This window comes from Blastopirellula sediminis, assembly GCF_020966755.1.
Taxonomy (GTDB): Bacteria; Planctomycetota; Planctomycetia; order Pirellulales; family Pirellulaceae; genus Blastopirellula; species Blastopirellula sediminis.
Window position 1 is genome coordinate 2,201,774 of sequence record NZ_JAJKFT010000010.1, and the last position, 22,254, is coordinate 2,224,027.

At 59.1% G+C, this 22,254-nt stretch carries 21 protein-coding genes; 13 read left to right on the forward strand and 8 right to left on the reverse strand.

Translation table 11 applies throughout. The annotated features are described in order from the left end of the window. Positions 1-126: 126 nt before the first annotated feature. From LOC68_RS20555 to LOC68_RS20565, 3 genes are all read left to right on the forward strand, one after another. Positions 127-696, forward strand: coding sequence for a hypothetical protein (locus LOC68_RS20555; protein WP_230222226.1), 570 nt, complete (start codon positions 127-129; stop codon positions 694-696). A 113-nt stretch (positions 697-809) separates the two neighbouring features. Continuing rightward, positions 810-2,528 carry a DEAD/DEAH box helicase gene (locus LOC68_RS20560; RefSeq protein ID WP_449243699.1) on the forward strand — a complete coding sequence of 573 codons (1,719 nt, stop codon included), beginning with the start codon at positions 810-812 and terminating at the stop codon, positions 2,526-2,528. A 99-nt stretch (positions 2,529-2,627) separates the two neighbouring features. Further along, positions 2,628-3,215 (forward strand): hypothetical protein, encoded by a 588-nt coding sequence (locus tag LOC68_RS20565; protein WP_230222229.1) that lies wholly within the window; start codon positions 2,628-2,630, stop codon positions 3,213-3,215. Positions 3,216-3,221: 6 nt separating this feature from the next. Here LOC68_RS20565 and LOC68_RS20570 read toward each other — a convergent pair whose 3' ends face one another. Both LOC68_RS20570 and LOC68_RS20575 read right to left on the reverse strand, forming a co-directional pair. Continuing rightward, on the reverse strand, positions 3,222-3,488 hold the full coding sequence (locus tag LOC68_RS20570; RefSeq protein ID WP_230222231.1) for a hypothetical protein: 267 nt from the start codon (positions 3,486-3,488) through the stop codon (positions 3,222-3,224). A gap of 290 nt (positions 3,489-3,778) precedes the next feature. Then, the gene (locus LOC68_RS20575) at positions 3,779-4,009 is read right to left on the reverse strand and encodes a hypothetical protein (RefSeq protein ID WP_230222233.1); all 231 of its coding nucleotides are present in this window, start codon (positions 4,007-4,009) and stop codon (positions 3,779-3,781) included. Between the two features lie 420 nt (positions 4,010-4,429). On the opposite strand from LOC68_RS20575, the gene LOC68_RS20580 reads away from it, so the two are divergent. Both LOC68_RS20580 and LOC68_RS20585 read left to right on the forward strand, forming a co-directional pair. After that, a complete protein-coding gene (locus tag LOC68_RS20580; RefSeq protein ID WP_230222235.1) occupies positions 4,430-5,020 on the forward strand; it encodes an RNA polymerase sigma factor in 591 nt (196 codons plus the stop codon). An 8-nt stretch (positions 5,021-5,028) separates the two neighbouring features. After that, positions 5,029-6,762: a serine/threonine-protein kinase gene (locus LOC68_RS20585; protein ID WP_230222237.1), complete on the forward strand. Its 1,734-nt coding sequence runs from the start codon at positions 5,029-5,031 to the stop codon at positions 6,760-6,762. Between the two features lie 20 nt (positions 6,763-6,782). Here the strand turns inward: LOC68_RS20585 and LOC68_RS20590 are convergent, their stop codons facing one another. After that, on the reverse strand, positions 6,783-8,228 hold the full coding sequence (locus LOC68_RS20590) for a sulfatase-like hydrolase/transferase (RefSeq protein WP_230222238.1): 1,446 nt from the start codon (positions 8,226-8,228) through the stop codon (positions 6,783-6,785). 162 nt (positions 8,229-8,390) lie between these two features. Further along, positions 8,391-8,828: a hypothetical protein gene (locus tag LOC68_RS20595; RefSeq protein ID WP_230222240.1), complete on the reverse strand. Its 438-nt coding sequence runs from the start codon at positions 8,826-8,828 to the stop codon at positions 8,391-8,393. Between the two features lie 199 nt (positions 8,829-9,027). Here LOC68_RS20595 and LOC68_RS20600 point away from each other — a divergent pair, with 199 nt between their 5' ends. Further along, on the forward strand, positions 9,028-9,924 hold the full coding sequence (locus tag LOC68_RS20600; RefSeq protein ID WP_230222242.1) for a tetratricopeptide repeat protein: 897 nt from the start codon (positions 9,028-9,030) through the stop codon (positions 9,922-9,924). A 164-nt stretch (positions 9,925-10,088) separates the two neighbouring features. Next, on the forward strand, positions 10,089-10,313 hold the full coding sequence (locus tag LOC68_RS20605; protein WP_230222244.1) for a hypothetical protein: 225 nt from the start codon (positions 10,089-10,091) through the stop codon (positions 10,311-10,313). 9 nt (positions 10,314-10,322) lie between these two features. On the opposite strand, the gene LOC68_RS20610 is transcribed toward LOC68_RS20605, so the two are convergent. Genes LOC68_RS20610 through LOC68_RS20620 form a run of 3 tightly spaced genes read right to left on the reverse strand, consistent with a single transcriptional unit; the run spans position 10,323 to position 14,461 of the window. Then, on the reverse strand, positions 10,323-11,288 hold the full coding sequence (locus LOC68_RS20610) for a CNNM domain-containing protein (protein ID WP_230222245.1): 966 nt from the start codon (positions 11,286-11,288) through the stop codon (positions 10,323-10,325). Further along, positions 11,285-12,550 carry a CNNM domain-containing protein gene (locus tag LOC68_RS20615; RefSeq protein WP_230222247.1) on the reverse strand — a complete coding sequence of 422 codons (1,266 nt, stop codon included), beginning with the start codon at positions 12,548-12,550 and terminating at the stop codon, positions 11,285-11,287. The genes LOC68_RS20610 and LOC68_RS20615 overlap by 4 nt, the downstream gene beginning before the upstream one ends. A gap of 30 nt (positions 12,551-12,580) precedes the next feature. Next, a complete protein-coding gene (locus LOC68_RS20620) occupies positions 12,581-14,461 on the reverse strand; it encodes an ABC transporter permease subunit (protein ID WP_230222249.1) in 1,881 nt (626 codons plus the stop codon). A 252-nt stretch (positions 14,462-14,713) separates the two neighbouring features. Here LOC68_RS20620 and LOC68_RS20625 point away from each other — a divergent pair, with 252 nt between their 5' ends. The 6 genes from LOC68_RS20625 to LOC68_RS20650 all read left to right on the forward strand — a co-directional run bounded on the left by LOC68_RS20625 (position 14,714) and on the right by LOC68_RS20650 (position 21,229). After that, the gene (locus tag LOC68_RS20625; protein WP_230222250.1) at positions 14,714-15,271 is read left to right on the forward strand and encodes an RNA polymerase sigma factor; all 558 of its coding nucleotides are present in this window, start codon (positions 14,714-14,716) and stop codon (positions 15,269-15,271) included. A gap of 11 nt (positions 15,272-15,282) precedes the next feature. After that, on the forward strand, positions 15,283-15,840 hold the full coding sequence (locus tag LOC68_RS20630; RefSeq protein WP_230222252.1) for an anti-sigma factor family protein: 558 nt from the start codon (positions 15,283-15,285) through the stop codon (positions 15,838-15,840). After that, the gene (locus tag LOC68_RS20635; protein ID WP_230222254.1) at positions 15,837-16,517 is read left to right on the forward strand and encodes a hypothetical protein; all 681 of its coding nucleotides are present in this window, start codon (positions 15,837-15,839) and stop codon (positions 16,515-16,517) included. Before LOC68_RS20630 ends, LOC68_RS20635 begins: the two co-directional genes overlap by 4 nt. Positions 16,518-16,579: 62 nt before the next feature. Next, positions 16,580-19,285, forward strand: coding sequence for a DUF1549 domain-containing protein (locus LOC68_RS20640; RefSeq protein ID WP_230222256.1), 2,706 nt, complete (start codon positions 16,580-16,582; stop codon positions 19,283-19,285). Positions 19,286-19,345: 60 nt separating this feature from the next. Then, positions 19,346-20,644 carry a DUF1501 domain-containing protein gene (locus LOC68_RS20645; protein WP_230222258.1) on the forward strand — a complete coding sequence of 433 codons (1,299 nt, stop codon included), beginning with the start codon at positions 19,346-19,348 and terminating at the stop codon, positions 20,642-20,644. A 90-nt stretch (positions 20,645-20,734) separates the two neighbouring features. Next, a complete protein-coding gene (locus LOC68_RS20650) occupies positions 20,735-21,229 on the forward strand; it encodes a hypothetical protein (RefSeq protein WP_230222260.1) in 495 nt (164 codons plus the stop codon). Between the two features lie 85 nt (positions 21,230-21,314). Here LOC68_RS20650 and LOC68_RS20655 read toward each other — a convergent pair whose 3' ends face one another. Then, complete coding sequence (locus LOC68_RS20655; RefSeq protein WP_230222262.1) at positions 21,315-22,085, reverse strand: 3-keto-disaccharide hydrolase; 771 nt, start codon at positions 22,083-22,085, stop codon at positions 21,315-21,317. Positions 22,086-22,254: the final 169 nt, after the last annotated feature.

Sequence of the window (22,254 nt, forward strand, 5' to 3'; positions counted from 1 at the left end):
CGACCGCCGCGCAGCACCGATTGTGAAGGATGCGTCGTCGCATGAGGGAACATGGACGATGTGATAGCACCCCGGAAAATGCACCCTGAGAGAAAGCCGCCTGTGACTGCGAGGGACAAGAGTTCCGTGCCGACTGTAGGATACTTAACGGTGGTCGAAGACGAGCAGCATGGGCTGTTCGGCGGGTACCTATTGCTTAACTCCAACGGTCGTCCGCTTGAGTTTCACTGTACGACGCCGGTTCGGGCGAATCGCGCCCAAGAGATCTTGTACGGCCCGACGCTTCGCGAATACCTCTGCGGAGAGCAGATCGCGGCCGCTTTGGTTCGCAAGACGAACCTCGCTCCGCGGTTGATCTGCACCGATATGACCGAAGTGCTCGCCGTTCGCCAACATGTCGACGTCCCGGTGATCGCCGTCGCCCAAGTCGCAGCCGAACAGCCGGCCGCGGCAACGACCGAAACCACGGACGGCCAAAGCTGGCGAGTCGACGCCGCGCATGCGGTCGTCGCGCCGAAGTCGCCGGCCTGGTTTGCGCTGGCCGGCGCCGAGGTGCTCGTCTCCGACACGTTTCCGCAAGATCGGAGCGACGTGCTGGAGATCTGGGAGACGTTCGCGGCGCGGATCGATTTGACCGAACCTTTCGGACGCATCCAGGAAGCGATCAGCGAAGCGCAGCAGTCGCAACGCGGCTAAGCGGCGGATCGGTCGACCTGGCGTCGACCCGACGATACATAAAACCCAAGGATGGGAAGATGAATCTGCCGGAAGCGGATACGGCGGCGCCGTCGATCGTTTCGTTCGCCAACATGGAAGTGAGCGTCGAAACGCGGAGCGAAGTTTTCAGCGAGCAGCTTGAGCTGTCGATCGAATCGACGTCGACCAACATCGACGCGCCGAAGGTGGTGTCGATTCCGTGTCGAGCGCCGCGCGTTGCGGTGAAGACGTATGTCTTTCCCGAAGCGCCCGATTGGGCGGTCTCGCCGCCGCCGGCGAAGAAGCCGCCGGCCGAGAATCAGACCGCGACGGAGCCAAGCGAGGAAGAAGCCAAGCCGAGCCAGGGCAAGAAGCCGGCGACCCGAATCAAGCCTCCGGCCGACGTGATCAAGCTGCAGGATCGGCTTTACTATTTGTTGCAGCCGTCGCTTGAGTCGCTGGTCAGCACCGGTTCGCTGGAGTTTCCCTTCGAGCCGTTCCCGTACCAGTTTGAAGGGATCGCGTTTCTCTTCCCGCGGCAAGCGGCGGTCCTGGCCGACGAGATGGGGCTTGGCAAAACGATGCAGGCGATCTCGACGATGCGGATGTTGATCCGGTCAGGCGAGGCTCGCAACATTTTGTTGATCTGTCCGAAGCCGCTGGTGACCAACTGGAAGCGAGAGTTCGCCACGTGGGCGCCGGAGATTCCGGTTTCGATCATCGAAGGGGATCAAACGCGACGGACCTGGCAATGGCAATCGGCCGAAGCGCCGGTCAAGATCGCCAACTACGAACTTTTGATGCGCGACCAGGCGATCGTCAACGATGAGTCGCTGAAGTTCGACCTGGTGGTGCTCGACGAAGCGCAGCGGATCAAGAACTCCGGCAGCACCACCGCCCAGATCGTGCGAGCGATTCCGCGCGACCGGAGCTGGGCGCTGACCGGCACGCCGATCGAGAACTGTACCGACGACCTGGTGGGGATCTTCGAGTTCCTGGTGCCGGGCTATCTGTACAAGGGGATGCCGCTGAAGCAACTCTGTGCGGCGACCAGCGAGTACATCATTCGCCGTACCAAGGATATGGTGATGGAAGATATGCCTCCGCGACTTTATCGCGACGCTGATCTTTCCCTATCGCCGGCTCAGCAGGAAACGTACGAGTTGGCGGAGAACGAAGGGATCGTCCGGCTCGAAAAGATGGGGGAAGAGCTGACGGTACAGCACGTGTTTGAACTGGTGCTGCGGCTGAAACAGATCTGCAACTTCGATCCGCGGACCGGCGACAGCAGCAAGATGGAGCAGCTGCGGGCCGACATGGAAGAAGTCGCCGCGAGCGGCAAGAAGGCGATCGTCTTCAGCCAATGGACGCAAACGATCGAGCAGATTCGGAAACAGCTGGAGCCGTTCGGACCGCTCGAGTATCACGGCAAGATCCCGAGCAAACAGCGAGACGGCGTGATCGATCAGTTCAAGCATGATCCGTCGAAGCATGTCATTTTGATGAGCTACGGCGCCGGCAGCGTCGGCTTGAACTTGCAGTTCTGCGAGTACGTCTTTTTGTTTGACCGCTGGTGGAATCCGGCGATCGAAGATCAGGCGATCAACCGGGCGCATCGGATTGGCGCCAAGGGAGCGGTCACCGTTTCACGCTACCTGGCGATGAATACGATCGAAACGCGAATCGATCAGGTGCTCAACGAGAAGCGTGAATTGTTCAACACGCTGTTCGCCGAAGCGGGAACGCCGCAGCCGGGCGGTTTGTCGAAAGATGAGATCTTCGGTCTCTTTAATCTGCGAAGTCCCAAGGGTCCGATTCGACTGGCCGCGTGATCGTAGAATTCGGCAGGAAAAAGTTGTAAACCGCGCTGTAGTTACTAGGATGGGACCCGATTAACGCTCCCATCCTCAATTACTCTTCGAGGCGGTTTGATGACTTGGCTTTTGGTTGGCGGCGGCGTCTGTGCTGGGGTCGTCTTGTTGTTGGTTTTGACGATCGTCGCCCTTTCGATTTACGGTTCGATTTCGGACGCGGCCGCCGAAAAGCGGATCCGCGAGAATGGGAAGCCGGTGTTGGCGGTGTTGGTAATGGCCAACTCCGAATTCTTACGCAAACAAAGCATTGCGTCGGCGCCGGCGCTCGTCATCTTTACGCTTGAACCTCCCTCGACTTCGTTGGCCGACGTGATGCGTGAATTGGCGTCGGAACTGTTTGAGCTCTACACGGCTGAGCCAGGGGACGTCGCCGGAATGTCGAAGCCGCAGCGCAACGCGGCGGAGCGGCTCAAAGACGATTCCTATCGAGAAGCCCGTCGGACGCGCGTGCCGCTCGAATTATCCAGCGGACGCGTCATCTATATGGCCGACATCTGGATTGACCGAGACCGTCTGCCCGATCATGTGGCGTTTACGCGCGTGTTGGCCTGTATGGCCACCGGCCAGGACGAAGGGGAAATTATGGCGTTGCCGCTGGATGAAGATGGGGCGAAGCGGATCTACGCGGCGGTAGGGGCGTCGTAACGTGACTTAGGCGATCGTGCAGAAGTCGTGCTCGCGAGTTTCGACCAACTCGTGCGATGGATCGAGCCGCGTGACGTGATCATCGCTCTGCGTGAGCAGGATCGGCAGTGCGACTTCCGAAGTTGGTTGTTTCTTCGGCGGAGGAGAACTCCAAGAGCCGCGGCAGCTGAAGCGAGAGATGCAGCCGGTACAAGGAGAGAACGCGACGCCATCCTGGTTCACTTGCTGTCCGCAGAAGGGAAGCAGCGTTACGGATTCGGTGAAATGGCTCATGATCTCCCTTTCCGAAAAAGGTGGGACCAGCGGCGATGGAATAGCCATCTGGCTACTCATCTATAGCTTGCCATTTCGCATCTGCGCAAAGCGTCTTGTGAATTTCTGAAGAGAGGCTGCAAGAAGAAAATTGCCAGAACGGCGATTCTTTTGCTCGACGAACGACGCTCAAATCAGCGGATGCGAATGCGTCGTCGATGCGGGAAGGGGAGAGAAGGTCGCGCGGTTCAGGTTTTGCCCTGAGATCTCTGTTCGCGACTTGGCGCCCCTTCCCGGTAGAAGAAGTGAGGCTAGGCGAGCGAGCAATACTCACTGGAGCGATCAGCTCGCGACTCGCAGGGCGTCGGAGCGTACGACGACAACGTCGCGGCGCTGGTCGACTTTGCGGCGGTCGCATGACCGCATCCACGACAGCTGAAACGCGACATGCAACCGTCGCAAGGACAGTAGGCGGCGGCCAGCGGCGTCGTCTGATTGGTGCAGAAAAACGGCAGCGAATTACAGGCAGTTGGATGGCTCATGATCTCCCTTTCGTGAGTGCGAGGGGCGCGGCGATGAATTTGCCATCTGATGACTCATCGATAGCTCCTTGATAAGGGGCTATGCAGGCGTCCGCTCAATTTCAAAAAGTGGTCTCAATGTCCGACGTCCAAATTGCCAGTACGACAATTCCGCCTCTTGGCGAACTAGCGTTTTCTATTGGATCTAAATGTCCAGTTTACCAAATGTCCGCGTTTGGAAAAGGGAGAAAATCAAGAACATCCATGAAGAATGCTTACGGCGAATTCCTGGGAATAGATTGGCGATTTCGGCACGAGAAAGGTAATAGCAGCTCCATTCTTTCGGGCGGTATGCGTGCTACAATAAAGCGGCGGTTCCGATGGTCTGGACGCCGCACTTCAAGACTTTCTCCCCATTGATAGCGACAGGCCGGGCAGGGCATGGCGGACGAATCAATCGATATCGCGGAGCTCATCCGCCAAATCCGCCGTGGGCAACCGGCCGCGGCTGAGCAGTTGTTTCGTTATTACGAGCCAGAGATTCGGGCCGAAATTCGGTATCGCTTGCGGAGTACTGCGGTGCGCCGCGTGGTCGACTCGCAGGACATCTGCCAGTCGGTGATGATCTCGTTCTTTTTGCGCGTCGGCGCCGGGCAGTACGAAATTGCCGAGCCCCAAGAGCTGCTGCAACTGCTGCTGAAAATTGCTCGCAATAAGACGAACGACGCCTATCGCGCCCAACTGGCCGACAAGCGAGACGTCCGCCGGGTACGTTCGCTGGACGCAGCGAAAGAGTTGGAGGAGAAAGTGGGCCGGGAGAAAGTGGCGACCAATGCCGCGGAAATGGCCGACCTGTTGCAAGAGTTGGAGCGTCAACTGTCGACGCAAGAGTTTGAGATTGCGTCCCTGCGTCGACAAGGTTTTCAGTGGGATGAAATCGGACAGAAGATGGGGGAATCGCCGGAGGCGCTTCGCAAACGATTTCATCGCGCCGTCGAGCGAATTGGGCGCACGTTGACTCCTTGGTTTTAGGAACGCCGATGGATATGCATGAGCACGACGATTCGCGTTCCCCTTACCGACTCATCGATCGGCTTTGCCATGACCAGACGCGCCGGTGGCGCGAAGGGGAACAGCCGACCGTCGAGCAATATCTTTCGCAGCACCCGGAACTCGCGGACAACGAGGAGGATTTATTCGATCTGGTCTACAACGAACTGCAGTTGCGCCGGACGCTGTTGGGAAGTGAGTTTGAGCTTTCCGAACTAACCGCCCGCTTTCCGCAGTTCTCGCGTCGACTGGAGCGGCAGTTGCAGCTGCATGAGGCGATCCAGTCCCTCAAAGACTCGAGTAAATCGACGCGCGAAACCTTGACGGGCGGTTCCCCAACCCCGGCGACCTTAGGATTGTCGCCTGGTCAGCAATTGGGGCGTTATCGGGTGCAGCGATTAATCGGGGCTGGCGGTTTCGGCGTCGTCTACTTGGCGACCGATACGCAACTGAATCGAGACGTCGCTCTGAAGATCCCCCGCGTTGATGATCTCCCTGACTTGCAGCGGAAGCGTTTTCTGCAAGAAGCGGAGTTGGCGGCGTCGCTGGAGCACCCGCATCTCGTCGCGGTCTACGACGCTGGACAAATTGATGAGGTTTCGTACATCGCTTCGGCATTCTGTCCAGGCCGGAACTTGGCGCAATATCTGCGCGAACATGGGCAGCCCCGCAACGTCCGGACGGCTGTCGAGATCGCGGCGCGTTTGGCTGATGCGATGGATCACGCGCACCAACGAGGGGTCGTGCATCGCGACTTGAAGCCAAGCAACGTGATGCTGACGAACAAACCGTGCGGCGATTTGCCGTTTACGCCGCAGATCACCGATTTCGGCCTCGCGAAGTTGGGGGAGCAGCGGATGCGCGAGACCACCACCAGCTTGGTGATGGGAACGCCCCTTTACATGGCGCCGGAGCAATATCGGGGACGCGGTCCGACCGGCGAGCATACCGACATTTATGCGCTCGGCGTCATCCTCTACGAAATGCTGACCGGCAAGCCGCCGTACGAAGGAGAGAATTACTTCGAAGTGGCGAACGCCGTGATTCGCGGGCAAATCGTTTCGCCGCAGCGACTGAATCCCGCCGTTTCCCGTGATCTGGCGGCGATCGTCTTGCAATGCATCGAACGCGATCCTGCACATCGCTACAAGAATTGCTCCGAATTGGCTCGCGATCTCCGTCTCGCCTTAGCGGGCCGACGGGTCAGTATTCGTCGCCCGAACGCTTGGGAACGCTTTGTTCAATGGGCCAACGAACAGCAGCGCGTCTATGACGCTGGCGCCGTCGCATGTTGGTTGGCGGTCTGCATGGTGATTTGGATGACGACCACGAACATTGGCGCCGAGTTGCTGTTCGCCGGTAACAAAGATGTGGAGAACGCCGATCTCGCCAGCGAACATGTCACCGCCGCCGTGATGGTCTTGACCCTCGTCTTGCCGTTGTTTTTGGCTGGGGTCGCAGTTCTGCGCGACAAGGCATGGGGGATTTATCTCGGCATCCTCCTTACCGCGATCCCGGTCATAATGACGCTCCTTTCGATTAGCGACGATCCCGTCGTGCACAAAACGGTCTACGGCGACAATCTGCTGGCCCGCTTCTTGGTTTTCACGCTCGTCTTTCTTACCCATTTCGTCCTCTTGGTGATGATGACGAACGCCCTGCGCGTCGTCTGGCGCGAGCGATGGCTAACGCGTCGTTATTCTCAGACCGAGTCGAAAGAGTAAACCGCAAAGAGAGAGCGTCGTTAGAACAAAGGCTCCGCCATCTCCTGATTGAGACTTCGCCAGACGCGGAGGAGGTCCTCTTTCCGCTTCCCCAGCTCCGGCGACGCCGACAGATCGGTTTCTTCGCTGGCGTCGCTCCCCAGGTCATACAGTTCCCAGTCGGTCTCAGAACCGTAGCCCCGATCGGTCACGATCTTCCAGTTTCCTTGTCGTAATGCAGCTCGCTTTCCTTGACGCCAATAGAGCGTCCGCTCTGGTGGAGCGGCCGACAAACTTTGCGTCCACGACACGCCGTCGAGCGGATACGGCGTCGGGCGACCGACTAGCTCCGCCATGGTCGCGTAGAGATCGAGCGAGCTGACGACGTTGTCGGTCGTCGAGCCTGCCTTCGTATGTCCAGGCCAATGCAGGATCATCGGAATCCGAATTCCCCCTTCGTACATCGAACCTTTCCCCGCTCGCAGCGGCAAATTGCTGGCGGTCGTCTCGCGCGTCGGTCCGCCGTTGTCGCTGAAAAAGAGGATCAACGTGTTGTCCATCTGGTTAGTGTCTTTCACGGTCTGCAGAATCGCGCCGATGCTTTTGTCCAGATCGGCCAGCATCGACAGAAAGATCCGGCGGTGGATGTCTTCCACGTCAGCGAACTGCTCCAGCGTCTCATTCTTCGCTTGGAGCGGACTGTGAACCGCGTTGTAGGAGACGTACAGGAACCACGGATTCCGTTGATAACGCTCTATAAACGACACCGATTCTCGCGTGATCGCGTCGGTCAAATAGTCGAGTTCCTGAACCGGCTGACCGCCGCGCAAAATGGGATTGTTGGCGTCATAGGCCGGTTCGTCATGCCCCATGTGCGACGAATAGATGAGCTGGCCATTGATTGCGTAACGTTCGCCGGCGCCGCTGGGGAGTCCACGTCGACGGAGCCAAGTGGTCGTCCCTTGCCAGGGAGAGGGAACGAAGTAATGTCCCTCATGCAGAAAGCCATAGAACTCGTCGAAGCCATGACGCTGCGGATGAAAGTCGGCGGCGCCTCCTAAGTGCCACTTGCCGACCAGACCGGTCGTGTAGCCTTCGTCATGCAGATACTCGGCCAACGTCTTTTGTTGCAAGGGAATCCCGGTGCCGAGATCATCATTGCGAGCGCCGATCGGATTGAACTCGTAACCGAATCGCGTCGGAAATCGTCCCGATAGAAAGCCGGCGCGACTGGGACTGCAATTGGGCGCCGCGACGTACGCTTGCCGACACAAAAGCGACTTGGCGGCAAACTGATCGATGTGCGGCGTGCGCACCTGCGTATTGCCAACGCAACCGAGTTCCGCGTAGCCGAGATCATCAGCGACCAGCAGCAAGACGTTAGGCGGCCGAATAGCTTTCGCTTCGTCCGCGCGTGTCGCCGGCAGAAAGAATCCCATCGTCATGAGAACGCAAAGCGGCAAGCGGATATCAAGCGAGCGAGTCATCGTACCTTCGCAGCCAAATGGAGGAGGGGGGCGAAGCTGGAACGGAACTCGTCGAGTGCGATCAGGAGGGGAGGAGTTCGGCGCTTCGCAGGAGGACTCGTTCCATAATAGGGGAACGAGATTCCGATTCCATCGGTTTTTGCCGAATTCCGTTTTCGCCTCTTACGCGGCTGACTGGCGGTTAACCAGGTCGTGCGTGATCGCCGAAAAGACTTGACGCAGTCGGTCGAACTCGCGATCTTCTCCCTGAAACATCACCAGCACTTTGGCGTCAGGGAACTCAAAAGCGCGGACCTGTGCCTGGACGAGCATGTCGAGGCAATAAAAGTGCATGTTAGCGCCGTACGTTTCGTAATCCGCGAACGTTTCGGTCGTCATCTCGTATTCGAAGTCGTCGTACGTCTCGTCCATCGCGACCACCACGGCGTCGATCGCTTCCCGCAGATCAGTGTCGCTGGGATGGACCGTGATGTTCCAGAAGGCGTCGCTGGGACTGTAGACCGAGGTCGAGCGGGGCCACTCTTGGGCTTGTTCTTCCACCAGCTTCCAGTTCTCGGGATAGGAGAAGCTGATCCCAAAATTTTCGTAAACGGCCGCCATCGGTCGGGCTCCCAGGGACGATTAGTTCTCTAAACACCCGATTTTACCGATCTGGGCAAGAAACGTAACCGGCGCCGCTCTGGCTGGATTTGGCCGGTTTTGATATCGTCCGGCGCCAATACCTTCCTCCCCCTCAAATTTACCGCTTATGCTGCGGCTTTTCGGCGATTGCAGAGATCGAATTTCGTGCCAGACCGGCATGCAGGTCGTGCTGCGCCTGGTTCTGGCGGGAACTCTGCTAGCACTGACCGGCTGTGCCGCCTTTTCGCGGCATAGCGCCGAGCATCAAAAGGTGGTCAACGGGCGATTGCTGACGCAGCAAGGAGTTGACGCCCTGCAGCGCGGCGACGTCGAACGGGCCGAATCGCTGTTGTCCAAAGCGAAGAAGTCGTGCCCGGTCGACGTGCATACTCGATCGCAATACGCCGAAGCGCTCCATCGCAAGGGAGACATCGACGGCGCGATTGTCGAAATGAAAGAGGCGATTCGCATCTCGGGGGACGACGCCAACCTGATGGTTCGTCTGGGACGCATCTACTATCTTGCCGGTCGTTTGCCGGAAGCCAGCGAGCAGGCGGACCAGTCGATCGCCAAGTATCCGCGCAATGCCGACGCCTGGCTGTTGGCCGGCGATCTGGCTGAGCGGCGCGGCGATTGGAAAGGCGCCGAAGCGTGTTACCTGCGTTGCGCTTCGTTTGCCGAAGACTTGCCGCCGGTTCACATTCGGCTGGCTCGGACGCAGCGTCATCTCTCTCAGCCGGACCGTTCGCTAGCGAGTCTGACTCGCGCCGAACGCGCCTATCCGCAGGGAGAAGCGCCGCTCGAGCTATTGGTCGAACAAGGGTATACCTGCCAAGCGGCGGGACGCTACGAATCGGCTTGCGACTACTTCGTCGCCGCGATGGAAAAGGGGGCGCCGACGCCGGAGCTGATGTCTCGTTTGGCGCAATGCGAGCTGGCGGCGGGACGGATCGCGCGGGCCGAATGGGCTTTGCGGCAAACTTTATCGATGGATCCGCAAAACGCGCGAGGACGAGAGATCGCCGCAGAAATCCCCCTTGCTCGGCAGCGAATGGAGGAGACGCTGCGGCGATAGCCGCACAATCGCTACGACCGGCGTAACCCTACGCTGGATAGCTCATGCGGCGTAGCGCTTAGCGGGTGGCGTCCGTTTGACAAGCGTCGGTTCGGTTCTACGTTATCCCTAGAAGCGCCAAAGTCGGCGAATTATTCACTGACACGGGGAACCGAGGTTCAATCATGTCACACTTGCTTGACGCGAATTTTGTGGATCGGCGCGATCCGAATCGACAATCTTCGCAACAGCACGAACGACGCCAATTTTCCAACAGTCATAGCGACCTGTCGGATGCGGCTCGTGAGATTGCGGACGCGATTGACGGCTATAAGATCAAGCATCGCCGTCGTTTCGTGACCTACGAAGAGATCTTCCAGGTAATCTCGGAACTTGGCTATCACAAATAGTCGGCGCCGTTAGCTTTCGCTGTACAAGATCGGCCGCATTAGCTGGTCCAGAGTGACGATTCCCAACGTCTTCCCGTCGCGGGCTTTGACGATGGCCATGCTTTCCCCACTGCTTTGCATTCTTAGCAGCGCTGCGATCTGCGTATCGCTACCGGCGACCACCGGCAGCACGCGATACGACTGAATCGTCTTTTCCGGCGCCAGAATCAGATCGCACGTCCGCAGATAGCCGACGATGTCGCTCTTCTCTCCCTTGTTCGCCACCGGCAGCGAGCTGACCTTGTTCTTCTTGGCGTAGGCCAGGGCCGCCGACTTGTCCGCGCCCAGAGTCGCCACATGGGTTCGCGACAGCGGCGTCGCCAAAGCGCCGACCGATTGATTCGCCACCGCGAACAGACCTTGCGCCAATCGCCGTTGCCCGGCGTTCAACAGTCCCGCTTCGCCCCCTTCTTCCAGCACATCTTCCAGCTCTTTGCGGGCCAGTTGCAAGCGAACTTGCGTCGGCGATTCGCCGAGCAACCACTGCAGCGCTTGTCCCAGCACCCACAGCACGGCCGAGAACGGCGCGAAGAGAATGGTCACCAAGAAGAACAACGGACTGCCGCGCAGCAGCAGTTTGTTGGGGGCATGAAAGAAGAGGTTCTTCGGCAGCGATTCGCCGTAGACGAAGAGGGCCGGAGCGAGCAGGGTCGGCAGTAACAACTCGGCGGTCGAATTGCCTGGGAAGAGCGCGCCCGCCGCGAGCACGATCGACAACGAGACGAGGTAGTTCGCCAGGTTGTTGCCGATCAGCGTCGTCGCAACGAACAGCGCTGGATGGTTGGTCAGGAACAGCAGGAACTTCGCCAGGAAGCGGCCGTCGAGCGCATCCAGGACCAGGCGGATCCGTGTGACCCGATAAAAGCCGGTTTCGGTGCCGCTGAAAAACGCTGACAGAAACACGGAGAAGAAGAATAGTCCCACGATCCAGATCATGTCGACTCCTCCTCTTTCTCAACAAGAGAAAGCCGAACGATCGGCTGACCGCGTTGCGGCACCGAGACGACATGAAAATGAAACGGTCCCCAGGTAACTTCGTCCCCCGGCTCCGGCAATTGCTCCAGCTCTTCGTGCAGCAAGCCGTTGACCGTCGTCGGACGAACCGGCGGGACCTCAACGCCAAAGCGTTTCGCCAAACGTCGCAAGCTGGTCATCCCCGGGATCAGCCAAACGCCCGGCTCGACTTGCTCGAACGTTTGACGCTGCAGCAAGCGTTCGCTGCGGCCGGAGTGGTAACTGAAGATCGCTTCGGCCGCATCGCTCAGCGTCAGCACGCCGATCACTTCGCCCAACTCATTCACGATTGCGGCGACTTCGCGCTGCCGGGTGATCATCTGTTGGAGGACGACCGACGCCTTGGTGCACCACGGCGCGTATAGGACCGGAACCGCGAGCCGCTCCAGGTTTTCTTCCGGCAGTTCTGTCGCCGTCATCAGGTTGAACGCCCCGGCGACATCTTCCGAGTCAGGTTCGGTCACCAGCAGGTAGCCGCTGGGAGGAACTTCGCCGGCCAGGTCCGCTTTCGCCACCGGCGGACGGAACGAACGGTATTGGCGCCGCGGCCGCATCAGTTCGTTCACCGTCAGGTCGGAAAGGGAAACGATGTTTTGCAGCGCGACTTGCTCTTGCTCCAACAGGGCGGCGTTCTCGGTTGAGAACTGGATCGCTCGCTCCAGGTCGGAGACCTGCAGATACGGTTCTGGCTTAAAGCCGGGCCAGATCAGTCGCCGCGACAAGGTGATTACGGTTCGCAGCAGCGGCAGGATTGGATCGGCCAGTTTGCACGCCACGACGACCGGCAGCGCCAAAAAGGTGGCGATCTCGGGGGCGCGAAGCACCGCCAGACTCTTCGGCAGCATTTCGCTGGTAAAGATAATCACCATCAACGAGCCGGCCGCGAAACCGGCTGCGGCGGCGCCCCCAAAATCCTTTTCGATCCGAATGCCGACGACCGACGCCAGGCTGAAGTAGAGGACGTTGACGACCAGGTTCCAGAACAACACGGCCGACAGCAGACGATCGGGGTCGTTCAGCAACTGCGCAGCGATTTGCTGCGTGCTGGTTCCCGAGGCGAGCTTACGGCGGTCTTCGATCTTCAGATAGAAGAAGGCCGCTTCCGCTGCTGAAAAGATCCCTGATAAAGCGAGTAGCGCCGCCATGAAGATCAACCACGGCGTGATCGCCGTAATCAACTCCATGACCATGCTCCGGCGTGAGGGCGATTCTCCTTACGAGTCATCTTGCCCAGACGTTCTCCCCATTTCGACATCAAATTCAAAGATTGCTGGAATCAGCATAGCGCATGTCGTGAAGCCGTAGGAGAGGGCAGTCACGAGAAAGACTTCCAGATTTTTGTTCAGCAGCAGCGTGGTGATCGCGTAGAACGTCGCCAGCGGCACCACAAACGCGGCCGTGGCGATCGCCGGCGAAGGATTGCGATGCCCGATCGCTACGTACAGCCCCAGGCCGCCGCCGGCGATAAAGCCGAGGAACGGGAAGAGCTGGAAGTGGAACGAATCGCTGAACGAAATCATCAGCAAGATGCAGGTAATCACCCCCAGGAACAGGAAGAAGACTGTCCCCAGGCTCACGCCGATCGCCACGCGACTGCTGGCGTAGATCATCCCGCAGTGGATGCCGAGCGTCGTCACAAACATGTACATCACCGCCAGGCCGAGCGTCAGGAAGACGAGGTTCTCGGTGTACATTCCCCCTTGCCACCAGAGGTAGAAGGTGAGTGCGAGCGGCGCGAGGACCATTTCCTTCGTCACCCAGAGCACGCCGGCCAGTTTGCCGAAAATGAACTCGCGTGGCGTCAGATCGGTCACCAGCAGGATATCGAGCGATCGTCCGTCCCGTTCGTTGGTGATCGACGTAACGGCCAGGGCGTTCACAATCACCATGCTGACCAAGTAAAGCGGCGTCAACGCTTGAGCGGCGTCCGGAATGATCGCGCCAGCCTGATCGATGACCGACTTGGCGGCGTTGGTCGCAATCAACTGATGCAGCGCCACCGCCGCAGCCGCGACCAGCAGCATGTAGACGATGCGAATGATGATCACTTTGCGACCGTACGCCCAGGTCTGCGTCTCACGCCACAAGACCGGGTTGTCCCACACTTCGCGATGCTTGGTCGCCATCTTGCGGGTGCGGGCGTCCACGTGCTCGGCACGTCGCGATTCGTCCGCTTCGGCGCCTGCCGGTTTTCCTTTTTGAGCCAGGTCGTGTTCGGCGCCCCAGATCGACTCTTGCGTTTCCGCTTTTGGACCCGCGTCGCGGCGAGCTTCTCGCGACGGATTCCAAACTCGAACCAGGGCGATCGCCAGGCCGTTCAAAACGAGCGTCGTCACGGCGGCGATCGCCAGGTAAAGCCAGATCGGATTGCCGAAGACGCCGAGTTCGGTCGAAAGGGTCGGAAACGGCCGCGCCGCTTCCAGGACCGCTCGAATCGGACTTAGCGCGGTCGCCAAGGTCGCCGGCGACATCCCGAGCGGCATATCGCCGATCAGTGGCGTCAACGCTCCAGCGGCGATCGCTTCGCAGAAGCCGAGCCAGAAGACGATCGTCAATGCGGTCAGGGCCAACGTCTGGAAGGTCTTTTCACGCCACAGCGCCAAGGTCGAACCCAAGCTGCCGGCTGTGATCGCGGTGAAGAAGGTGACCAGAAAGACGTAGGTGATTTGCGAAGGAGAAACGCCGCCGAACAGCACGATCGCCGTAAAGAGCGGCAGCGCGGCCAAAATCAGGACCAGCACGTTCAGGAGGCTCGCCAGCATTTTGCCGAGAACCAGCTCGGAGTTGTTCAGCCGGGTCATCAGCAGCAGGATCAGGGTCTTTTTGTCCTTTTCCTGGGCGACGGCGGAAGCGGACGAGAAGGCGGCGAAGAAGATCACCAGGCTCAGCTGAATCGGCGCCAGAATCTGAAACAGGACCGCCCCGAACCGGGCCATATCACCGACGTTGCGAATGATTTGCGTCCCGGCCATTACCAGCCAGGCGGTGCACATTAGCAGGAACAGAGCGGCGACGTAGACGGTGCGGTAGGTGTAAAACTTGCTACGCCGCGGCGTAACGGCAGCTTCTCGCGTAAAGACGGGCCCGATGAACAACTTGCGGTCCTTGGTCGATCGAAAGCGATGAGGAGCGGAAAAGCTTCGATTATAGCTGGAGCCGTACGGATTTAGGACGCCGACCGCCCCAGCGGCGTGTTAAAACCTGAGGTGTTTTCCCGCCTGACGCCCACCAAAATCCCCCCAGATGGGTTTTTCGGCGCGATTTCTCGATTTTTCGCCAATAACGATTCCCATCGGCGGCTCTTAGCTGTGGTTCATCGCGACGACCCAACACGACAGAACGAGCCTTTGAGCAAGGAAGACGCCGCATTCCAAGAGGCGGCGCTTGATGCTGCCGCCGTTGAGACGTACTACCGCCAGCATGCTGATCGATTGCAACGATTTGTCTGGGGCGTGGTGCGTGACGCGCCGACGGCGGCCGATGTGGTTCAAGCGACGTTCGTCAAATTCGCCGCGTTAGGCGGTTCGGTAGAGCCAGCTGCCCGCAAAAGCTGGCTCTACCAAGTCGCCTATCGAGAAGCCTTAGCGATTCGCCGCCGTCAGGCCACCGGCCGTAAAGTGGACGAGCGATTGCAATGGCTGCACGAAGGTTGGGACTCGGCGGCGCCAGATACCGAGCTGGTCCGCGGAGAACTGGTCGACCAGGTCCGTGAGGCGATTGACCGTCTGCCGGACGAACTGAAACAAGTCGTTCACCTCCGGACCTACGAGGAACGAACCTTCGCCGAAATCGCCGAACAGTTGCAGATCCCGTTGGGAACGGCGCTCGGACGGATGCGAAACGCCCTCGCCAAATTAAAAACGACCCTCGCGAAACTGAATCAGCAAACGAAACGCGAAAACTAATCGCCCAGCTCATGAATTCAATTCCGGAACCTGACGACTTTGACCTCACCGCGCTGCGGTATCTGACCGGCGAGCTTTCGCCGGAGGAGACCGAAGCGTTTGAGCAGCTGTTAGCGGATGACGTCACCGCGTGCGAACGCCTGGCTGACGTCGTCGAGCTGTCCGCAGCGATGCTGACCGCCCCGAGTGCGCCGGATGCGCGGACGACGCGGGGCGGTCTCGCTGCGGCGCCCAAGCGTTCGTTCTCGATCTGGTCGGCCGTGCTGGCCGCGTCAGTTCTGTTGGCGTTGGTCGGCGGTCTGGTCACGCTCATGTCTTCTGGCGACGACGCCCAAACCCAACTCGCCCAATCGTGGATCGACTCGTCAGACGCCGTCGATCAAATGCTCGAAGTCGACAATCTGCTGGTTGCCGAGCAGCCCCTGGCGCCGCAATTAGACGTTCTTCCCTTGGATGACGCCGACGACGCCAGTTGGAATACTCCTCCTGCCTGGATGTTGGCCGCCGTTGAGCTGGACCAAGAGGATGATCTCGATCGTGAAGTTGGCGAAGACGAGGTGAATCAATGATCCGCATCGCCGCCGGCAAAGCGCTGCTTTGCCTTCTGCTGTTGGTCTCTACCGCCGCTGCCCAAAAGCAAGGCGAAACCAAAGCTCGCGTCGTCGCCCAAAACGCCGTTTCGATCGAAGCGAAGTCGCCCGAGAAGAAACCGGCCAAGGACGATAAGGAAGACGCGGTCAGCGAAAGCGAGAAAGCGCGACGCGAAGAGCTCGCCTTCGCGCTGGTTCGCAAGCATCATCCCGAACTCGCTTCGCTGCTTCGTCCCCTCAAGCGTCTCCGTCCCCGTCAATACGACCAGGCGGTTCGCGAGTTGTCGCGCGTCAGCGAACGGTTGAGCCAGATCGAGCAGCGTTCTCCCGAACGGTACGAGGTGGAGCTTGCGCTTTGGAAGTCGAAGTCGCGGATTCAGCTGTTGACCGCTCAATTGCAGATGACGCCGGAAAACGAAGAGCTGCGTCAGCGGTTGCGTGATGCGATCGCCGAGCAGATCGTTTCGCAGCGAGAGCTGTACGAGATGGAAAAAGCCCGCGTTACGCAGCGGCTTGAGTTTTTGAACGCCCAGCTCGATCGGCTGGAAGGAGACATGGAGACCTTGGTCGACGAACGTCTCCGCTCGGCCGACGCCGCCGCTAAAAAGAAGTTTCGCGAGTCGACCCCAGCGTCGAGCGAAACGCCCAAGAAATAGCGATTCAATACGCCCCGCCTAGTTGAACGTCGGTTCGACCTGAATCGAACAAGGAGTTTTCGATGACGCACCGCCTGCTTGCCCCACTTGGTCTGTTGGCCGCCTGGCTTTGCTACTTCGCCGCCAGCGATGTTATCGCCGCCGAATTGCCGACGCTGGATCAGCGCTTCGCTGACGAGAACGTCGACGAAGTCCCGAACTTCCAACGTCACGTCATTCCGTTGATGAGCCGCTTGGGCTGTAACGGCCGCTCTTGCCATGGTTCGTTCCAGGGACGGGGCGGTTTCCAGCTTTCGCTCTTCGGCTACGACTTCCAGGCCGACCATGACGCGATGATGAAGGGGGAGAACCCGCGGATCAATCTGGCCGACATCGACGACAGCCTGGTCATCTCGAAGCCGACTGACGAATTTACCCACGAAGGGGGCGAACGCTACAAGCTCGGTAGCTGGGAACATCGCGTCTTCAAGAATTGGATCGCCGCCGGCGCCAAGTTCGACAAAGACGAAGTCGCCAAGTTGGAACGTCTCGAAGTCACTCCGGCCGAAGTGTTGTTTGGCGCCGAGCCGCAAAAGGTTCAGCTGAAAGCGGTCGCCGTCTGGGCCGATGGGACTCGTGAAGACGTCACGCCTCTTTGCCGTTACACCACCAACGACGGCGAAATCGCCCCGGTCGATGGCGACGGCGTGATTAGCTCTGGCGACAAGGGTGACACGCACGTTATCGTCGCTTATGACAAAGCGGTGATCTCGGTTCCGGTCTTGCGACCGATGACCAACTTGACTGGCGACAACTATCCCCAGGTCGCCGCTGCGACCAAGATCGACGAACTGGTCGTCAGCAAACTTCGCAAGCTCGGCGTCACCCCGTCGCCGGTCGCGAGCGACGAAGAGTTCCTCCGTCGCGTCAATCTCGACATCGCCGGCACGCTGCCGACTCCGGACGAAGTTCGCGCGTTCGTCGCCGACAAAGATCCGCAGAAGCGTCAAGCCAAAATCAACGAACTGCTGGAAACGCCGGCCTACGTCGCCAAGTGGACGACGCTGCTGTGCGACATCACCGGCAACAATGACGAACAGCTGAACAACGTCTCGCCGGTTCGTTTGGGACCGAGCCAGGAATGGTACGACTGGATCTATCGACGCGTCGAGCAGAACATGCCGTACGACGAACTGGCGACCGGGATCATCATGGCCCGCAGTCGTGAACCGGGCGATTCGTACCGCGAATATTGCGAAGAGATGAGCGATCTCTATCGCAAGAATGAATCGTACGCGACACGTGATACGCTCACCCACTACTGGGCGCGTCTCAACTTCCGCACGCCGGAAGATCGCGCGATCGGTTTCGCCTACGCCTTCATGGGCATTCGCATCCAGTGCGCCCAATGCCACAAACACCCGTTCGACGTCTGGTCGAAGCAAGACTTCGACGACTTCAAGACCTTCTTCACCCAAGCTCGTTTCACGCGTCAACCGCGTCGAACCGACGCTTCCTACGAAGAGTACCAGGCCCTGGTGAAGGAGTTGGACGTTCAAGGGAAGAACGGCGGCGAAATGCGTCGCGACATCGCTAAGAAGCTGACCCAAGGGAAGACTGTTCCCTTCCCGGAAGTCGAACTGCTGCCGACCGCGGCGGTCTTTCGTCAGCCGCAGCAGCGGGGGAAGAGGAATCGCGACATGCCGAAGCCCGAAATGATGGCGAACATCCTCGGGGAAGAGGAAGTCGATCTGTCGAAGGTCGAAGATATTCGGGAGCCGCTGATGAAGTGGCTCGGTAGCGAATCGAATCCCTACTTCGCCAAAGCGATCGTCAATCGCGTCTGGTCCGTCTACTTCAACGTCGGGATCGTTGATCCGGTTGACGATTTGAGCCTTGGCAATCCGCCGTCGAACGGCCCGCTGCTCGACTACCTGGCGGCTGGTTTCGTGAAGAGCGGCTACGACATGAAGTGGCTCCATCGCGAAATCGCCGGTAGCGACACCTATCAGCGAACCTGGAAGCCGAACGACACCAATCGGATGGACTACCGCAACTTCAGCCGGGCGATTCCGCGTCGCTTACCGGCCGAAGTCGCGTACGACATCGTCAATCAGGCGACCGCCAACGATAAGACGCTCGAAAACTACGCGGCGACCTTGGAAGACCGCGCGATGTCGATTCCCGGCACCTCGCCGCAAGGCAAGGCTCGTAACGCCCAGTACGCTCTGCAAGTGTTTGGACGTTCGACCCGCGACAGCAACTGCGAATGCGATCGTTCGATGGAAGCGAGTCTGTTGCAGACCGTTTACCTGCAAAACGACGCCGACGTGCTGAAACGTTTGACCGACAACGGCGGCTGGGTTGCGGAACTGAATAACCAGATCAACGGCAATCAAGACGTCGACAAACAGTTGGAACGCCGCGTCGAGCAAGGACGCGAGCTGATCAAAGAAGGTCAAGCGAAGATCGCGCGTATGCAGAAGAACGGCACGAAGCAGGAGGCGATTGAGCAAGCCAAGAAGAAGTTGGCCGCCGCTCGCTCGCGTCTGGAAGTGCTCGAACGCCAACTGCATCGTCAGAAACTGCCGGCCGCCGAGAAATCGACGCCGACCGATATCGCATCGCTCGTGGACGAGGCCTACCTCCGTACGCTTAGCCGTTTGCCCGATGCGGAAGAAAAGTCGATCGCCGAGCGTCACTTCCAGAAAGCGGCCAATCCGGTCGACGGCATTCGCGATCTGATGTGGGCCTTGGTCAACACCAAAGAGTTCATCGTTAATCACTAAGACAATACAGGCATCCCTTAGCGCATCGGCGCTACGATCATTTTTACGGAGACTCGGGATATGGCGATTCATCGAACTTGCGACGGGGTACGCCGCCGCGACGTGTTGAAAATCGGCCTGATGGGCGGAGTAGGACTCAGCTTGTCCGGCTACCTTCAGCTTTCGCACGCCGGCCAGGTAGCCGACAAGAATGCGAAGGCGGGCATCTTCGTCGACCTCACCGGCGGACCGACCCATCTCGATACGTTCGACTTGAAGCCTGACGCGCCGAAGGAATTCCGCGGCGAGTTCAACCCGATCGAAACGAACGTCCCCGGCATGATGATCAGCGAGCACTTGCCGAAGCTGGCCAAGCAAGCCGACAAGTTCTGCATCTTGCGGGGCGTGTCGCACACGTTGGCGGCCCATCGTCTCGGTTCGGAATACGTCAACACCGGCACGCGTCCGATCGCGTCGCTCTCCTATCCTTCGTACGGTTCGGTCGTCGCCAAAGAACTGCCGGCCCCATCCGACCTGCCGCCGAACGTCGCGATTCCTCGCGCGTCCCACACGTCAGGTTTTCTGGGAGTGAAGTACGCTCCGCTCAATACGAACTCGGCGCCAAGGGCAGGCGCACCTTACTCGGTGCGCGGCGTCAGTCTAAGCGGCGGTTTGACGCTCGAAGAAGTGAATCGACGTCAGGATTTGCTCACCTCGCTCGACCGCAAGTTCCGCGGCTACGAGTCGGACGACCAATTGCTGGAAGGGCTCGATCAGTTCAGCCAGCAAGCGCATGCGATCATCACCTCGAAGAAGGCCCGCGAAGCGTTTGACGTCAGCAAAGAGTCGCCGGCGTTCGCCAAGTCGTTTGAAGCCGACAGCTTCAGCATGAGCTGCCTCTTGGCGATTCGCCTGGTCGAAGCGGGCGTCCGCTTCGTCACGATCACCAACGGCGGTTGGGACACGCACCAGGACGCCTTCGCGCGGCTGAAAGATCGCCAACTGCCGCCGCTCGATAACGGTCTGGCCGCTCTGTACAACGGTCTGGCCGAGAAAGGCCTGCTCGATCAGACGGCGGTCTTCGTCACCGGCGAATTCGGCCGTACGCCGAAGATCAACGCCAACGGCGGTCGCGATCACTATCCGCGCTGCATGACCATGCTGATGGCCGGCGGCGGCGTTCGCGGCGGTCAGGTGATCGGCGAAAGCGATGAAAAAGGATCGGCCCCGGCCGACGGTCACGGCATCACGCCGGATGACGTCGCCGCTTCGTTCTATCATGCCCTCGGCATTGACCATACCAAGGAATATCACACCAACACCGGCCGCCCGATCACGATCGTGCGCGACGGTCACGTGATTGAAAAGCTGTTTGCGTAAATCGATTGAGAGCCCAAACCTGGCGCCATTTGCATTTGACGATGCGTCAAACGCGGCGCCAGGTCTCTTTTCTTAGGTGGAGACCCCCCAATGAAGAATGTTGTTCGTACCTCTTTGATTTTGACTTTCGCCGTCTTGGTCGCTCTTCCCGTTTTGGCCGCCGACAAGCCCGAAAAGAAAGAGAAGAAAGCGAAGCCGGGCGCCAACGCCGGCGTCTTCGCTCTCGTCAGCAAGATCGAACTGACCGACAAGCAGAAAGAGCAAGTCGCCGCGTTGAAGAAGGAATTCGGCAGCAAGCTGGCCGAAGCCAACAAAGCGGTCGCCCTGACCGACGAGCAGAAAGAAGCTCGCAAAACCGCGACGCAGGAAGTCAAAGACAAAGGTCTGAAGGGTAAAGAAGCCCGCGAATACATCGCCGGCAAAGTGAATCTTTCCAGCGAACAGCAAGAAGCCCAAAAGGAAGTCGCCGCGCTGACCGGCGTCGTTCGCACCAAGCTGATCGCGATCCTGACTCCGGAACAAAAAGAAGCCGCCGGAATCAAAGACATGCCGGCCAAGAAGAAGAAGGAAAAGGCCGAGAAGTAAGCTTCGCCTCTTTCTTTCTCCAAGAAACGAAAACGCCGACGGTTATCCGTCGGCGTTTTTTGTTGCTTGCGATTTTGGACTGCGACTATTCTTCCAGTTCCATGATCTCGACCTTGCGGAATTCGCACGGGTGGCTTTCCGATTGCAGCGAGATCGTGCCACCGCTCAGCATCAGGTCGCCATCTTTGGCCAGGCTCTTGGCATGAGCGTCGCGGGCGTCGAGCTGCGATTTTTCGTATTCCAGCACCAGCTTGCCGTTGACGAAGTGTTTGATCACGCCGTTGCCGTGCACTTCGACTTCGCAGGTGACCCACTGGTCGCCGTCGAACGTGTCGCTGCTGCTGTTGGTGCAGTGGGGCATGAAGAGGTCACCCTTCATCACGACGTTCGTTCCCGGCGTGCAGAGGTTGGCGGTCGAACGTTTTCCTTTGCCGCTGCCGCCCAAGAGTTGCACTTCGATCGAAGCGGGGAAGTCCTGGTCTTTGGTCATTTGCTGCGGCGTTTCGCCATGGATCATGATGCCGCTATTGCGGAACGCCCAGCCGGGGCCGCCCTTGCACTGATCGCCGACAAAGCGGTATTCGACGCGCAGGCGGTAGTTCGAGAACGGCTCGTTGAAGAAGAGGTGGCCGAACGTTTCGTTGAAGGTCGGGTATTTTTCGGGATCGTAACCGACTTTCAGCACGCCGTCTTCGACGCGGAACGTGTTGCCGTAGTTTTCGCCCGCTTCGTGGTAACGAATTTTCGGCGTCCAACCTTCCAGGTCTTTGCCGTTGAACAACGGACGCCATTTGCCTTCTTCGGCTAGCGCGGCGCCAGCCATCAACAACGTCAAACCAAGGGCGAGAGCTCTCATTTCGGTCGCTTTCATCTCGAGATGGGGGGAATGTGCGGGCGCCCGGAACCAGGCGATGGGGAATCGGAGTCGATTCAGTTCAACTATAGTCGATCAAATCGGAGTCGTCTCGCTACGACGGGGGATTCGCCCCAATCGGGACTATTTTCGCCGATGGCCGAAGGTTTTT

What these genes read in the sequence shown, in the direction of transcription:
- LOC68_RS20560 (WP_449243699.1), top strand. Translation starts at nt 810, where the DNA reads ATGGAAGTGAGCGTCGAAACGCGGAGCGAAGTTTTCAGCGAGCAGCTT.
- LOC68_RS20640 (WP_230222256.1), top strand. Translation starts at nt 16,580, where the DNA reads ATGACGCACCGCCTGCTTGCCCCACTTGGTCTGTTGGCCGCCTGGCTT.
- LOC68_RS20650 (WP_230222260.1), top strand. Translation starts at nt 20,735, where the DNA reads ATGAAGAATGTTGTTCGTACCTCTTTGATTTTGACTTTCGCCGTCTTG.
- LOC68_RS20580 (WP_230222235.1), top strand. Translation starts at nt 4,430, where the DNA reads ATGGCGGACGAATCAATCGATATCGCGGAGCTCATCCGCCAAATCCGC.
- LOC68_RS20655 (WP_230222262.1), bottom strand. Translation starts at nt 22,085, where the DNA reads ATGAGAGCTCTCGCCCTTGGTTTGACGTTGTTGATGGCTGGCGCCGCG.
- LOC68_RS20585 (WP_230222237.1), top strand. Translation starts at nt 5,029, where the DNA reads ATGGATATGCATGAGCACGACGATTCGCGTTCCCCTTACCGACTCATC.
- LOC68_RS20565 (WP_230222229.1), top strand. Translation starts at nt 2,628, where the DNA reads ATGACTTGGCTTTTGGTTGGCGGCGGCGTCTGTGCTGGGGTCGTCTTG.
- LOC68_RS20575 (WP_230222233.1), bottom strand. Translation starts at nt 4,009, where the DNA reads ATGAGCCATCCAACTGCCTGTAATTCGCTGCCGTTTTTCTGCACCAAT.
- LOC68_RS20595 (WP_230222240.1), bottom strand. Translation starts at nt 8,828, where the DNA reads ATGGCGGCCGTTTACGAAAATTTTGGGATCAGCTTCTCCTATCCCGAG.
- LOC68_RS20605 (WP_230222244.1), top strand. Translation starts at nt 10,089, where the DNA reads ATGTCACACTTGCTTGACGCGAATTTTGTGGATCGGCGCGATCCGAAT.
- LOC68_RS20610 (WP_230222245.1), bottom strand. Translation starts at nt 11,288, where the DNA reads ATGATCTGGATCGTGGGACTATTCTTCTTCTCCGTGTTTCTGTCAGCG.
- LOC68_RS20635 (WP_230222254.1), top strand. Translation starts at nt 15,837, where the DNA reads ATGATCCGCATCGCCGCCGGCAAAGCGCTGCTTTGCCTTCTGCTGTTG.
- LOC68_RS20590 (WP_230222238.1), bottom strand. Translation starts at nt 8,228, where the DNA reads ATGACTCGCTCGCTTGATATCCGCTTGCCGCTTTGCGTTCTCATGACG.
- LOC68_RS20570 (WP_230222231.1), bottom strand. Translation starts at nt 3,488, where the DNA reads ATGAGCCATTTCACCGAATCCGTAACGCTGCTTCCCTTCTGCGGACAG.
- LOC68_RS20615 (WP_230222247.1), bottom strand. Translation starts at nt 12,550, where the DNA reads ATGGAGTTGATTACGGCGATCACGCCGTGGTTGATCTTCATGGCGGCG.
- LOC68_RS20630 (WP_230222252.1), top strand. Translation starts at nt 15,283, where the DNA reads ATGAATTCAATTCCGGAACCTGACGACTTTGACCTCACCGCGCTGCGG.
- LOC68_RS20645 (WP_230222258.1), top strand. Translation starts at nt 19,346, where the DNA reads ATGGCGATTCATCGAACTTGCGACGGGGTACGCCGCCGCGACGTGTTG.
- LOC68_RS20600 (WP_230222242.1), top strand. Translation starts at nt 9,028, where the DNA reads ATGCAGGTCGTGCTGCGCCTGGTTCTGGCGGGAACTCTGCTAGCACTG.